12 protein-coding genes are annotated in these 14,751 nt (G+C 41.6%); 6 read left to right on the top strand and 6 right to left on the bottom strand.

From position 1 onward, the window contains the following. Positions 1-42 precede the first annotated feature (42 nt). The 6 genes from pspF to RM544_RS10060 are packed head-to-tail and all read left to right on the top strand — an operon-like array spanning position 43 to position 6,561. Complete coding sequence (gene pspF / locus RM544_RS10085; protein WP_311361660.1) at positions 43-1,152, top strand: phage shock protein operon transcriptional activator; 1,110 nt, start codon at positions 43-45, stop codon at positions 1,150-1,152. Between the two features lie 38 nt (positions 1,153-1,190). Beyond that, positions 1,191-2,804, top strand: a complete 1,614-nt coding sequence (locus tag RM544_RS10080) for an ABC transporter substrate-binding protein (protein WP_432264483.1) — start codon at positions 1,191-1,193, stop codon at positions 2,802-2,804. Next, complete coding sequence (locus tag RM544_RS10075; protein ID WP_311361658.1) at positions 2,801-3,832, top strand: ABC transporter permease subunit; 1,032 nt, start codon at positions 2,801-2,803, stop codon at positions 3,830-3,832. The genes RM544_RS10080 and RM544_RS10075 overlap by 4 nt, the downstream gene beginning before the upstream one ends. Then, positions 3,819-4,712 carry an ABC transporter permease subunit gene (locus RM544_RS10070; RefSeq protein ID WP_311361657.1) on the top strand — a complete coding sequence of 298 codons (894 nt, stop codon included), beginning with the start codon at positions 3,819-3,821 and terminating at the stop codon, positions 4,710-4,712. The genes RM544_RS10075 and RM544_RS10070 overlap by 14 nt, the downstream gene beginning before the upstream one ends. Next, the gene (locus tag RM544_RS10065) at positions 4,712-5,770 is read left to right on the top strand and encodes an oligopeptide/dipeptide ABC transporter ATP-binding protein (RefSeq protein ID WP_311361656.1); all 1,059 of its coding nucleotides are present in this window, start codon (positions 4,712-4,714) and stop codon (positions 5,768-5,770) included. Before RM544_RS10070 ends, RM544_RS10065 begins: the two co-directional genes overlap by 1 nt. Continuing rightward, entirely contained in the window at positions 5,767-6,561 is a 795-nt protein-coding gene (locus RM544_RS10060) for an ATP-binding cassette domain-containing protein (protein ID WP_311361655.1), read from the top strand. Before RM544_RS10065 ends, RM544_RS10060 begins: the two co-directional genes overlap by 4 nt. A gap of 4 nt (positions 6,562-6,565) precedes the next feature. Here the strand turns inward: RM544_RS10060 and RM544_RS10055 are convergent, their stop codons facing one another. From RM544_RS10055 to RM544_RS10030, 6 genes are all read right to left on the bottom strand, one after another. After that, positions 6,566-8,269 (bottom strand): PglL family O-oligosaccharyltransferase, encoded by a 1,704-nt coding sequence (locus RM544_RS10055; RefSeq protein WP_311361654.1) that lies wholly within the window; start codon positions 8,267-8,269, stop codon positions 6,566-6,568. A gap of 177 nt (positions 8,270-8,446) precedes the next feature. Beyond that, a complete protein-coding gene (locus RM544_RS10050) occupies positions 8,447-9,034 on the bottom strand; it encodes a DUF4402 domain-containing protein (protein WP_311361653.1) in 588 nt (195 codons plus the stop codon). Between the two features lie 183 nt (positions 9,035-9,217). Next, the gene (locus RM544_RS10045; RefSeq protein WP_311361652.1) at positions 9,218-10,042 is read right to left on the bottom strand and encodes a fimbrial biogenesis chaperone; all 825 of its coding nucleotides are present in this window, start codon (positions 10,040-10,042) and stop codon (positions 9,218-9,220) included. Between the two features lie 22 nt (positions 10,043-10,064). Then, a complete protein-coding gene (locus tag RM544_RS10040; protein ID WP_311361651.1) occupies positions 10,065-10,607 on the bottom strand; it encodes a hypothetical protein in 543 nt (180 codons plus the stop codon). After that, on the bottom strand, positions 10,604-13,561 hold the full coding sequence (locus RM544_RS10035) for a fimbria/pilus outer membrane usher protein (RefSeq protein WP_311361650.1): 2,958 nt from the start codon (positions 13,559-13,561) through the stop codon (positions 10,604-10,606). The genes RM544_RS10040 and RM544_RS10035 overlap by 4 nt, the downstream gene beginning before the upstream one ends. Positions 13,562-13,586: 25 nt before the next feature. Then, entirely contained in the window at positions 13,587-14,663 is a 1,077-nt protein-coding gene (locus RM544_RS10030; protein ID WP_311361649.1) for an SPOR domain-containing protein, read from the bottom strand. Positions 14,664-14,751: the final 88 nt, after the last annotated feature.

The following is a 14,751-nucleotide window of genomic DNA, read 5'->3' as shown; positions in this document are numbered from 1 at the left end:
ACTAACTTTTAGTGAAATTGACTATTTATCAAGGGATTTTTAATGAGCCGGTTCAAACAACAAGACAATCTACTCGGCCAAGCCAACAGCTTTCTGGAAGTCTTAGAACAAATATCGCAAATCGCGCCATTAAATAAGCCAGTGCTGGTTATCGGCGAGCGAGGCACCGGTAAAGAACTAATTGCGGCACGTTTACATTTCCTTTCCCAACGTTGGGAGCAAAACTATGTAAAACTCAATTGTGCCGCACTTAACGACAATTTATTAGAAAGTGAATTATTTGGCTACGAGGCTGGTGCCTTTACGGGGGCGGCAAAACGTCGAGAAGGACGTTTTGAATATGCCGATCAAGGAACCTTGTTTTTAGATGAATTAGCAAATACTTCGGCACTTGTTCAAGAAAAGCTCCTTCGTGTCATCGAGTATGGCGAGTTTGAGCGCGTAGGTGGCACCCGCACGGTTAAGGTAGATGTGCGACTGGTAGCTGCTACGAATGAAGACCTTCCGACTTTGGCAGAACAAGGTGAGTTTCGAGCGGATTTACTCGATCGTTTAGCCTTCGATGTCATTACTATTCCCCCACTTCGCCATAGACAAGAAGATATAATGAACCTGGCTGAACACTTTGCAATTAATATGGCGCGAGAGTTGGAATTAGAGCTTTTTAGTGGGTTTACCGCAAAAGCAAAACAAACCTTGATGGAATACGATTGGCCCGGCAATATCCGTGAGTTAAAAAATGTAGTTGAAAGAGCCGTATATAAGAATAATCCTCATTTGCCTGTGCATGAAATAAACGTCAATCCTTTTGAGTCTGAATTCAGACCCAAGCAACGTACCAAGGCACCGCTTAACCAAACACCGATAAGCGCTGCGCCAGTTGACAACAACTCCCTTGTTGACGCAATCGATGGCTCTGTAGCAAATCATCAAGCTCCACCAATTGCAGCTAGCTCAGACAGTAGCCCATTATTTGAATTTCCGTTGGACCTAAAACAAGCATCACAAGATCATGAAATTGCTATGCTTAAGTCCGCCTTAGAAGATGCACAATTTAATCAGAAAAAAACTGCAGAAAAGCTAAGTTTAACGTATCATCAATTGAGAGGATATCTTAAGAAATACAATCTTTTAGACAAAGCTGACGAATAATCATGGCATCACAAAGATATAGTAAGGCAAAAAGCACAATGAGGCTTGCCCTGAGCTCGAGCTTCATCGCATCGGCCTGCTTTATTTTGTTTGCCTGTACCAGCGAGAAAACCGATATCACCAAAAACGGTATCACCTTTTGTTCAGAAAGCAGTCCTGCATCATTTAATCCACAACTAGACACTTCTAGCACAACCGCTGACGCATCATCACATCAAATTTATGACCGTTTACTTGAATTCAATACTGAAGATGGTCGCATCGAACCTGGCCTAGCCAGCAGCTGGTTAGTGAGCAGTGACGGACTAACATATACCTTTCAGCTTAGGAAGGGCGTGCAATTTCATAACACTGAAAACTTCACACCTAGTCGGAATTTTAATGCAGATGACGTAATATTCAGCATAGATCGTTGGCGTGTGAACTCGCATCCATATCACGACGTGGCAGGCGGCAATTATCCGTACTTTCAGAGCCTAGGCCTAAAAAGCACAATCAAAGAAGTGACTAGGATAAACGGCTATCGTGTTGAGATTTCGTTATATAAACCTGACAGCTCTTTCTTAGCAAACCTAGCAACCGACTTTTCGGTTGTGCTTTCAGCAGAATATGCCATGGAATTGCTGAAAGATGGCAGCCCTAGTGATCTCGATAAATTCCCAGTCGGCACGGGCCCGTATAAGTTTGTGGCTTATCGTAAAGACCAATATATACGATACGAACGACACACTGATTATTTTTTAGATACCAAAGGGCCAGAGCACTTAGTATTTGATATCACTCCGAAAAGCTCGCTGCGTGTCGCCAAATTAATTACCGGTGAGTGCGATGCGGTTGCATTTCCATCGCAAAATGATCTCGAAATTATTAGAGAGCGCGAAGACTTAACACTATTGGAGAAACCTGGCCTAAATATTGGTTTCTGGGCATTCAACACCAGTAAACCCCCCTTCGACAATCCAAAAGTACGAAGAGCCTTAGCACTTGCTATTGATAAGACATCATTGCTTGAAGCTGTTTATCTAGGTCAAGCGACGCGAGCAAAGAGTCTAGTGCCATCAGCATCTTGGGCGCATCAATCCAATATGCAAGACCTAGGCTATAACCCTGTAGCCGCACGTAAGCTTTTAGACGAGGCAGGGATCCCATTTAACTTCACCATGAATATTTGGGCCATGCCAGTTCAACGAGCCTATAACCCAAACGCGATGAAGATGGCTCAATTGATGAGGTCTTACCTAGCTGAAGTTGGTGTTACCGTGAATATCGTCAGTTATGATTGGGCCAGATTTAGAGAAAACCTAACCATCGGGATGCATGATTCGGTATTAATTGGCTGGTCTGCAGACAATGGCGATCCAGATAACTTTTATCGTCCTTTGTTAACATGCTCTGCAATACCGTCTGGTACCAATAGAGCACGATGGTGCAACGAAGATTACGACACGCTGATCGAAAGCGCATTAAAAACGGATAACGCCAACGAGCGCAGAGTGTATTATCACAGAGCAAATAACATTATTTTTGACGAAACACCGCTCGTCCCTATTGCTCACGCTTATCAATATCAAGCGGTCAGCAACAATATAAGTGGTATGGTTATCAATCCTTTCGGTGGGATCCGCTTTGATGACGTGGAGCGTAAACCTTGATTAACCTGCTTTTACGCTACATCAACTTGATGGTGATTACGATTGCAGTGTTGGTCGTTATTTCATTTGCTCTTCCCTACTTCTTTCCAGGCGATACATTAACCAACTTATCTGGCATTGTGCCTGAATCTGATGCTCAAAGAGCCGCGCTTGAGGCTGCATATAAGCTAGACGGCTCGATTTTCGCTCAATTTTGGCATTACTTAAATACATTAGTGAATGGTAACTGGGGCGTCAGTTTTACCTCGCAAACGTCTTTATTGAAAGAAGTCAGCATTGCCTTCCCTGCAACAATTGAATTAATCACCTACGCACTGCTTATTTCCGTTATTTTTGGTATTCCGCTGGGCTTCCTAGGTGGCCTTTGGCATCACAAACCTTTTGACTTTGGTGTCGTCACATTTAGCGTCGTCAGTTATTCATTCCCTGTGTTTTGGTTAGCATTAATCTTCATCACTATATTTAGTTTACAACTCGGTTTCTTGCCTCTGTCTGGCCGTGTTAATTTACTTTATGATGTGCCTCATCAAACAGGCTTCATCCTGCTTGATATTCTAAGAGCAGACATGCCGAACAAGGCAGATGCCTTCTACGACGCTATTCAGCATATAATTTTGCCCACCCTATCAATCGCCTTTGTCACCACTGCAATTTTTGTAAGATTTACCCGACGCTCCATTATGGACGTAATGGAGAAAGGGTATATTGATGCGGCAAAATCACGTGGTTTCACAACCAAACAGATATTTTTCAAACATGGTTTGCGCAATGCTTTACTGCCTATTTTACCTCTCATGGCGATGCAAATATCAACCTTGATAACGAATGCCATGGTTGTTGAAACTATTTTTTCTTGGCCAGGTATTGGTAACTGGCTTATTCAAGCAATTTACCAACGGGACTACCCTGCAATACGCATTGGTATGTTGGTCGTTTCTATGTTCGTGGTAAGCTTAACCATCACTATTGAGTTTTTAAGTCGAGCTATCGACCCAGCAAGGGATAAATTTGAACGTGGCGCAGTTTAATCTTTATCAAGAGGAGTATCACCCTTCTCCAATTATGCATATTTGGCTTGAGTTTAAACGAAGCCACTTCGCGCTAGTTGGCTTTGCGGTCTTATTGCTTTTTTGTGTTATTACAATTTTAGCGCCTTTGTTAGCGCCTTATGATCCTAACGTACAAAATACGAATGCCATCCTATTACCCCCTGCGTGGGAAGGAAATGGCACTATCGCACATCTATTCGGCACCAATGCTTTGGGTCAAGATGTGTTTTCAAGAACATTACATGCATGCAGAATAACGTTTGGTTCAAGTGTTATACTGGTATTCATTGCTTTAGTGGTCGGCGTAGCCTTGGGCACGCTTGCTGGGATGAATCGAGGGGTCAAGTCAAGTATATTAAACCACCTGCTAGATAGTCTTATGGCAGTCCCTACACTACTGATTGCGATTATCATTGTTGCTATCTTAGGCACAGGCTTAGCAAACAGTATGTTAGCAATCATTCTTGCTCTCATACCGCAATTTGTACACCAAACTCGTAATTTTGTGCGAGAGGAAATGAAAAAGGACTACATCCTACTCGATCGTCTCGACGGAGCATCTTCATTTCGCATTTTTTGGAAGTCTATTTTACCAGGAATGTTTGAGTTGCTCGCGGTGCAAAGTACTTTGGCTTTGTCTGTTGCGATTATCGATATTTCAGCGTTAGGCTTCCTAAATTTAGGCGCGCAAAGCCCAGTAGTCGAACTGGGGGCTAGCTTGTCGCAAAGTTTAGAAGTCGCTTATTCCGCACCTTGGTTAATTGCCTTGCCCGGTTTTTGCATTTTTCTGATGGTGTTATCAATCAACATTGTTGGTGAAGGTTTACGTTCAGCCTTACGCAATAGGTTAATACACTAATGCCCTTACTTGATATCAAAAACCTCACGGTTGAAATCGACACTGGCAATGAGTTTGTCAAAGCGTTGGATAAAGTGAGTATTACTGTTGAAGCAGGCGAAATTCGGGCATTAGTTGGCGAATCTGGCTCTGGAAAAAGCTTAATTGTACGAGCAATAATTGGAGCTGTTCCTGACCATTGGATAATCACTGCAGATAGAATGACGTGGAAAGGGCAAAACTTGCTTACGATGTCCAATGAGCAACGTCGTGTGATCATGCGCCGCGAAATAGCAGTTGTTTTTCAAGATCCGACCTCGTCACTCGATCCTTCAGCTACTTTACGAGAACAGTTAGAAGAAAGTATTCCCTCTGAATTTTTAGATAAAGGAATGTTTTGGCAACGTAATAAACAACGCCGAGAAATCGCCATCGGCTTAATGCACAAAGTGGGTATTAAAGACCACGATAGTTGCATGCAACGATATCCACATGAAATTGCCTCTGACATTGCGCAAAAGTTTATGATTGCCATGGCTTTAGTGTCTGAACCTGAGATATTAATTGCGGACGACCCCACTCGAAGTATGGAAAGCACGACCAAAAATCAAATATTACGATTACTCAGTGCTCTCAACGAATCAAAAAAACTTGCTATATTGTTTGTTAGTCACGATTTGTTAGCAATTTCGAGCATGGCCGATAGCATGACAGTATTGTACTGTGGGCAAACCGTGGAGTCTGGAAAAGTAAAGCATCTGCACCGAAGGCCGCTGCATCCCTATACAAAAGCATTGCTGGATAGTGCACCAAGCTTTCAAATTAACTTGCCGCCTAAATCACACTTAGTATCATTGGAAGGTACGATCCCTACGCTCCAACATTTACCGATTGGCTGTCGCTTAGGACCACGTTGCCCCAGTGCTAGAAAAGAGTGTGTCAAAGTTCCGGAAGAACGGTTCATTCAGCAACATGCATATAGTTGCCACTTTCCTTTACATTTACCTACTGGCAATGACAAGAGTTCAGATGACACAGAAGACTTTAACCTTGGCAGTTCCGAAGGAAGTCGACAATGACAGCGATTCTTGAGGTAAAAGATCTGATATACACTCACCGTGTAAAACGGTCGATTTTTTCAAAGCCAGATGAATTTGTGTTGGGTCCTGTTAGCTTTAAAGTTAATGCGGGTGAAACCTTAGCTATCACTGGACATAACGGTTCTGGAAAAACACTCTTAGCCAGAGCCTTGGTGGGAGGAATAAGTCCTCAACAAGGCAGTATATTGTTAGAAGGTAAAGAGGTTGAGCAAAGTGATAAACAAACTAGAAACCATGATGTCAGACTCATCCTTCAACACAGTAAAAACAGCTTAAACCCCGCGGTTACTGTCGGTGCAGTGCTTAATCAAACCTTGCAACTGAATACAGATTTTGATGAACAAGATCGAAAGGTAAAGATAGAACAGACTCTAGTTAAAGTGGGGCTATTAAGAGAGCACTACTATTTTTATCGTCATATGCTATCAGATGGTCAGCAACAGCGTGTTTCGCTAGCAAGAGCAATGATATTAGATCCAAAGATCATCGTCGCCGATGAACCGTTTGCGGCCTTAGATCCCTCTGTCCGTTCTCAAACCGTTAACCTCATATTAGATATTCAGCAAGAGCTGGGTATGGCTTTTATCTTTATCTCACAAAACCTTGGGATTGTGCGACATATCAGCGACCGAGTAATGATCATGGATAAAGGTAAGGTAATAGAAGAAGGACCTACCCAGGCTGTATTTAAACAACCTGAGCATGAATTGACGAAGAAGCTTATCGACTCGCATTCAAGTTTAGTGGATAAGCATTTTGAGCAGTTTTGATCTACTAACTTGGATTTAATTTTGTGTGCAGTGCGATGACTTTCTCATCAGATGGGAAAAAAGCATATGCTTCTTTCATGATTTCTTGTGCTTTTTTATTTTGACCTGAAATGAGATACATCTCTGCAAGTTGGACATACAAGAGTGCTTCTGGCCATTGCATTACATTATCTTCTAGGAATTCGATGTAGCTGTATACTTGCTCTTTGCTGATCGAACCTTGTTGCTTCCCTCGCTTGAACGTCCATTGATATTTTTCGTGCGTAAATAAACGCTCAAAACTCTGTGTGGGTGTTACGGAGTAAAGCAGACTTTCATCTTGTTTATTGCCCTGTCGATACTCAATCAGGGCATTCATTGAGGCTATTGAAAGAAGCAAAAACATAATAGCTTTATAAGATATGAGTCCTACAGCGGGGATGATAAAACCGCTAGCCACCGGTGTGAACTTCACGACTTTCTTTCTTCCCTTACTCGCCAACGCCAGAATAATAGCAAACGCGAAAAGGTGTGGCGCGGATGCATAAAATGGAAACTCTAAAAGCGAGTGACCAACAAAAGGCAAAGCTAAAAGCAAGACGCTTGGGTCAATCCACCCATTTTTCAAACCTAGTAGCCAAGTAATCATAAAGCCCACAAAAGCTAAACCAGACACAACTCCAAGTTCTACCATCCATTGCAGCGGCTCGTTATGGATATGGCTTGTAATAGGAAGCTCCGTAGGTATTCTGTTCTGCTGCTCTTCCAAGGCGATTTTTTTGAGCATAAACTCTCTCGCCATGTTACCCGCACCAACACCTCGTAATGGCTTATCCATGATGAGATTAACGCCCACTTGGTACATCAATGGCCTCACCCCAACTGACTGAATACCAATGGGTGCCGTCACTATTTGATTTGGGCGAATATCGAACCATTGTTTAGGGGTAAAGCTAGTAAGAAGACATACAATACCGAGAGCAAACGTTAGCTTACGCGATTTGTATTTGAATGCGCAATAACTAAGGTAGGCAAGGACGGCAATGATCGGCACAACACGGCCAGTTCTGGCCTCAGCCAGCATAGTTAAATGGGCGTTCAGTATAATAATTAAGAATACTAGCGTTATTGCCAATCGACTTTTTTTTGATTGATTGAATAAGAAATATATTGCTAACAATGACCCAAAAGCCAGATAAGAACTGAATACATTTTTTTGACCAAAGGTTCCATGAGGTTGGGTGCTATTTGCAGCGACAAACCATAAACTTGGTTCATAGATCAAATAATACTGAACCATCCCCCAAACAGTTTGCACGAGTGCAGACAAGAGCAGAATGGCTAACAATATCGTCTTAAAGCGTCGACGATTGCACTGTTCGACTATAAAAAAAAGTATTAAGGCACTGCTTATAGCCAGCGCAATTAAGAACATGTCGTATTCAAGCGCTTGCTTCGCATAGCTCAAGGGCAGTAGCAGCAATACAATGCTAAGAAAATACCCCACTAAACTCTTACTTAACTTTATACTGCATTTGAGGCTAATGAAAAGCCCGCCCATCGCGAATATCAAGGTAAACCCGAGCCATGTAGCATTATTGAATGCTAAACCTAATCCAAAACCGCCAAGTTGATGTGTTGTATAATTCATCAGTATAAGGAAGGTGAGGCCAAATAAAGCTAGAATAGTGTTATTTGAAATTGACTGGTAGCTTGATTGATGAGGCATTACCTTTTGTTCCTTATGCTTGAAATCAAGATGTCGAAAGTGAGAGCAACTTCATTTCTCTATACTATTCAGCAAACTTGCAAATATCAGACCAAAAAAAATCCCGCATTAGTGCGGGATTTTAAAATACAGTTATTATTCGAATAATATCTTAGTCTTACTAAAAGATACTAATAACTAGTAACTCACGGTGATTGTAAAGTTTCCTTCGTAGTTACCATCGATTAGTAACTCTGCTGGACCACCTGGCAATGTAAGTGTGCCACCTAAGCCGACAGTCAATGTGCCACCAACATCCGTTTGAAAATCACCAGCAGTAAATGCAGACGCACCAGAGTTGATACTTTCAGTAACGGTACCGTCTGTTACTTGGAATGCACTCAAGGTAAATTCTGGACTACCTGGAGGCGCTGTAGAGTTGATTAGAGCTACAGTATCAACGTTTGTATTGATTTTTAGGTCAGTGAAGGGCGCAGCTCCAGCGATTGTGTAACTTGCTGCAGTCCCAGGAACCAAGACTCTAATGCCACCAGCAGGCTGACCTTGAGTTCCATCTGGATTAACCGTTAGCGTACCATCGGTGCCAGAAACTACAGTAGCAGTAATAGTACCGAAGCTTAATGCTGCATCTTCAGTCAAGGTAAAAGCATTTTGCACTGTTACCGATGCAGTAGTGGTTTCGTTCTGTTGTGAAAAAGCAGCAAAAGAGGCAAGAGTAACACCTGCAACTACTAGCGATTTTTGAATTTGATTGCGTTTAAACATGGAAATCTCCAATTTACTTTATAAAATTAAATGACACAGACACGCATGTTTAATTGCGTTGTCTAAGCCTAAATCAAACATCATAGTTCGAATGTAAGGTTTTCGCCTGACAAACTCTCTATCGACCCTCAATTTTGAAACTTAAGTGTAAAATTAAAAAAAGTTTTAAATAATGCCTGCGTGTTACTTTCTAACGTAGTCATTGATGGAGATATCTTTGGTCACAGATAGAAACTTCTGACCAATTTGCTCGTTAGTTCCTACAAAGTCTAAACGCACCTTCATATTTTTGGGTTCAGTAAACCCTTGCCATTCCACTTTGATGACTCGTCGATCCTTTTCATGGAAGACATTTATACCTCGCAATATACCAATCGTTTCTGACTGCCCACTTTGTTCATCTATTACAGAAACATTGATATCACCATTGATACTGCTCGTTCCTGTCTTTCCTAAATCAATCTCAAAAAATACTTTTTTCTCATTTTTAACATTTACCTTAATGTCGTTTAATCTCAGGCTTGCATTATTTTTCTGGTTTCTAACAATTACGGGGACTGTATAACTTGTGAGTACGTTTATTTTAAAACCAATGCCCTCGTCCCTGCTCTCAGCGGCTGGGTTTGGTGCTGTAGGTAATGCTGTGACTTTTAAGTGGGAACGATACTCAGGAAGGTCCATGTCTGACTTTCTTCTCAGCATCAGTTTGATAACTTGTCTTTCACCTGGTTTTAGCGTTACTTGACGAGGTGAATAGCGAATATAATCGCTTGACGCAAAGCTGACATCGTTGTCAGCGAGTAAAATATAGTTACCAAAATCGTCAGTTGTATTTTCTTGCCATTCTATTCGATAACTCCGAGTCTGTTCAGTGACGTTTATCAAAATAATGTCTTTTACGCGATCTCTGTCCTCGAATGCAATCCGAGTGGGTGATACCAACAAATTAGCATTAACGCTCTGACAAAAGCCAAACACAAGCACTAACATAGTGAATATATATTTCATTTTCTTTTCTTCCTTCCTACTACTAATAATTAACCGTTACTGTGTATTGCGCTCTAAAAACAGTATCTCTAAAATTTGTTCCCCCCGATCCAGACGTGGCAAATACACCTCCAACGACAAAGTCGACATTTCCACTTTCATCTGTAATTACGAACTCTTCTGCATCATATCTTTGCACAACAAACTGTTCCTGCGAAACCTGATCGGTGACAGTCCCACCCTGGTTCGCCTGAACGGTGATATATAGCCGGCGCTCTGGATCAAAGCCTTGAGCCCGCATAATAGCGGGCTGACCAACTTGTAAAAGTCTCACTCCTCCACTCGTTCTAGTGAACGAGTCGAGATCTATTTCAATGGTACCTACCGTAGAGTTGTCTAATACAGCTACAGTGCCAAGGTCAAGCGCCTGAATCTCTTCAACTGTTTGAGCATATAGTTTTTGCCAAGGGCTAACAGCAAGCGTCAATAGACTTAACGCTTGAAAAAATACCCTGATGCCTTTTGCTCTTAAAAAATATCGGAATGGTTTCAGACAATCGAACTTCATACTCATATTAATGCTCATATATTGTTACCTACTTTAAAACGATCCTTCCGAACCGAACAAGTAGGAAGTATCACCCTTTGCTGCTCACAGAAAGAGCTTGCTCGTTCTGCACTGTCAAAAATACCAACGCCGATAACATATTTACCCTCGTTTTTTGCTTCATGAAGTGTAAAGCGAATGTTTTGCTGTTTAAATTTCTGTTGAACTATTTTAAGGTATGCCTTGGCCGCATTTTTTATTGAAAACTCGCCTATAAATGCCTGGTATTGGGTCTTGTATGGTAGTTTTCGCATGTTTAGTTGAACATCAGGAATAAATGAACCAGCTTTCCTTGCATCAACCCTAAATGAGTAGTCCGCTGTGAGCTCATTTTCATCTAAAAACTCTGTAGACACTCTTAAAGAGTAAGTGTCAGGAAACAAGACATCAGAATAGAAATACCCATCATATTCACTCTTAATCGTTTTAACGAACTCGCCGTTACTTCTAAAAATATCGATTGGCGCATTACGCAGTGCTTTCGCATCTCCAGCTCCGTCGTAAACTTTCAGCTCTCCCTCAAATTCAATACCTTGCACAAATGGATAGTTGATTAGGGTCAGCAAGCCCTCACGAGGTGTCAATGAGGTATTTTCAGTCGATTGCAGTAAGTACGGGTCTTCTAGCGACTCTAAATCCACACTCAAATCTGTTTTTCTAAATGAAGGGACTCCATCTAGTATAGCAATGCCAAACTCATCACTTTCAGCAAAACGTGACAACTGATCAGCAGCCACTTTTACCCTCGGCAGCACCTTATCTTCGGAGTCAAATACAAAGTTCTGATTTACATCTTCGTAAAGCCTTACTGCGACCAGTCCGTTCGATGTTAAAGGCAAACTACTGGCGACATAGCCTCTTCCAAATGGCGCCTCAGACATACTGAAGCGGGCGTTCAATGATATGGCCATATCGTCGTTTGAATTGTGCGACAAACTGCTAAAAATTGCATAAGTTGGCTGTTGCCACTGAAGACTCCACTGATAAGCATTCAATCCAGTCTCAAATTCTCTATTTACTTTAAACCTGGTTGAGAGATTATTATAAAACTCATAATTTATTGAGGCTTCTGCACTTTTCCAGTCAAGTCCTGTGACCTCATCGATACTATATCTAGCGTTAAGACGGGTAAAAACATTACCGGTAGTCGTACTAAAGGTAACTCCCCCTTGTTTTGATGTGTTTCGTTCATCGCCTACTTTGGTTTCCTGATAACCGAAATCGTGACTCAGAAAGCCATAACGAGAAGATAAAGTCAGGGTGTTGTTCAGATTAAGAGAGGAATCATTGTTCTGTAGCCAAGACCCCGAGACAATATTGGCATAAGATACCCGAAAAAGGTCTCCTGTGTAGAGGTTACCACTCATTCTCAATGCTAAATTATCAGTTTGGCTTTCCCCGTCTCCAAATGCGCTACTAGCACTTACATTCAGGAATTGATCAAATAACCTTGATTGCAATGACGCTGAAACAGTGTGAGTATCGCTGCCCGATGTGCTCAATGCGACACTAGATAAAACTCTAGGACTTATTCTTGCCGTGGCTCCAATAGAATACAGACCGCTTGAATCGGACAGGTTGATGTTATGTGAAAAGCGTGTTGATAACCACCCTAGAAATGAATAAGAGTATGCACCTGATAGAAACAGATCTTGTTCTTCACCAGTTGAGGAAGAATCGTTCAACAATGTAGTATTTGCTTGAGTTAAGGACACATTATAACGAAGTTTCGGGTTGAATATATCGGCGTCCAAATTACGCTCATAACGTTCTCGTTGTATCTGTCCTTGTGGACCATATTTAACTACATCGAACGTATTCAGGTTAGCAAAAAGTGGTATATCGAGAAACTCGTATTGTCCTCCACTGGTATTAAGCTCTTTTCTTGTCAGTACACCGTTTTGATATAACTCTACATCCCATCCATCCTGAATAATGCCCGTAATATTTGTAAACTCAAAGTCAAAAGGTTGTCCTAGCTTCTGGTTACTGATATTTACGCCAATCGACTCAGAGCCTGTCACTCCGCTCACTCGAGTAGGTCGAACATCGCCGAATTGAAAGGTGGATGCATTTAAAGGACCGAGCAGATCCTCATTTAAGGACTGTTGTTTGAAATTAACATTTGCCGACTGAAAAATATCAGTGTCATCGCCACGTACAAAAAATCGAGTCGAGAAGCCTGCAATATCTTGGATACCCACAACGCTATAAAAACTATTGAAATCATCGTCCCTGTATATTGATGTGAGGTTTGCATCAAACATTTGATGAGAGCGTTCAAAGTAGCCGAAATCAAAGTTCGGGTATTTAATAGTAAGGTGTTCTCTTGAATTTACATTTGTTTCTTCTCGCTTCAGCTTTTCTTGTGCTGGCAAAGGGATACTAGCTTTAGCGTTAACTGATAAACTTTCACTCTCAAAAGTAAGAGACAGGCCAAACCAAGAAGCGACTAAGTCAAAATCCATCAAAACTTCATTGTTAAAGCTTTGCACGTTTTGTGAGCTTATGTATGTCTTGTTTTCAGACCTTACAAGCTCTCCGGCGTTGCTGCCTTGCACTTCATTGTATAATATTAAGTCAAACGTCCTGTTTTCAGATATGTACCAGCCCTTCAATTCGAGTCGCTGTTCTGAATTTACTCTTGTGATTGGAAAATTCATTACGTTGATTACTTCTTCAGGGTTAACAAATAACCCTTGGCCTGTTACCACAGCAAAAACCTCACCGTAGTTCAGTGAACCAACCCTAATTGTAACGATTAGCTCTTCACCAATTTCAAAACGTTCGGATAATGTTGCCAGTGCAACCTCTTTAGTTGAACTCCCAATTAAGTTGCCTTCAGCATCATAAGTTTGCTGTCCGTAGACATCACCACTAACACTAACTAGAGTGAACAGTAATGCTGAAGTGATGAGGTTTAGTTTAATCACAGGATTATCTCTGTTCTTCTATGCTTTATTGAATTCTTTCGCCAACAGCAGTGCTAACGGCACAATAATCCCCGCGCTGCTTTATCTCAGAACAAAGCTCTAATACTTTGTCTCTTGAGTCATAGCCACCAACACGCAAACTGAGATACTCAGTACCTTTCACTACAACTTTCGCTAAGCTTGCTGGCGTATCACACCACAAGTCTTGATATTTCTGATCAAGCTTATTCCAACCACTTTCCGCTGCAGTGCGACTGGTGTAAGACGCTAAATGCAGGGCATATGTTTTGTTTTTATCCGATTTCCATTCCATACAACTCCCTACCTCACCAACAATTTGACTCGGATCAGTTGAAAATTTACTCATGTCTGCTTTGGCATTGCGTTCTCTTGGTAAACCTCCCTGCACCTGAGCGTTCGGAGCAACATTGTCCTGCTTAAATTTATCCATGGATACTGCTGTCTTTTGCTGATCTGCCCTCGTTAAAGCCGCTGGCATTTGCATAATGGGAGTGGCTGGTGCAAGCTCTACATTGCGTGACGACTCAAATTTTGCAGTATTCACTCCTTGAGTAGATACGCCTGAATTTGTACTACGTAAATCATTTTGATTTTTTCTCGCAATACCTAAGTTATTCATTTCGCCTGATTCAGAAGCCCATCTCTCGTTTCCCCCGCCGACTTGGCGCTCTCGATTATTGTTCGATGTAACATTTCTTCCTTCGGAAGAAAAAACAACAGTGTCTTTCGCTTGAAAGCTTGAAGCACTTGCATTATTTTGAGCGAGGGGAATAGACGCTTCATCATAAATGACAGGGCTCTTCTCATTGAATCGACTCATCTCTTCAAGTAAAAAATTGAGGTCTGACTCAAGTGCAACCAAACGAGATAGGCTTTCTTTCATCGACTTAAAGTCTTCTACTTCACGTTTTAAAGAATCATTATTACTTGGCTGATTAAACTGAGAAAACTCATTAACGCTCGCCGTATTTATTTCTGACTCACCGTCTGCCATGAAGGGTAGCGAACTACAAGCAGACAATGAGAGAGCGCTCAACACTGAAATAAATAGGGTGTTAATAGATCTTGATTTCTGATTCATGTTCTTTTCCTCAAAGTGAGTCTTCTCATTCCGCACATGCGCTGATTGAAGCCACAGTTTTTTGACGGTATGGATTTGAATTATTTTA

Origin of the sequence: Brumicola blandensis, from assembly GCF_031846165.1 — a bacterium.
Taxonomy (GTDB): Bacteria; Pseudomonadota; Gammaproteobacteria; order Enterobacterales; family Alteromonadaceae; genus Glaciecola; species Glaciecola blandensis.
Note: the sequence above shows the minus strand (reverse complement) of the source record. Positions and strands in the feature narration are given on the sequence as shown.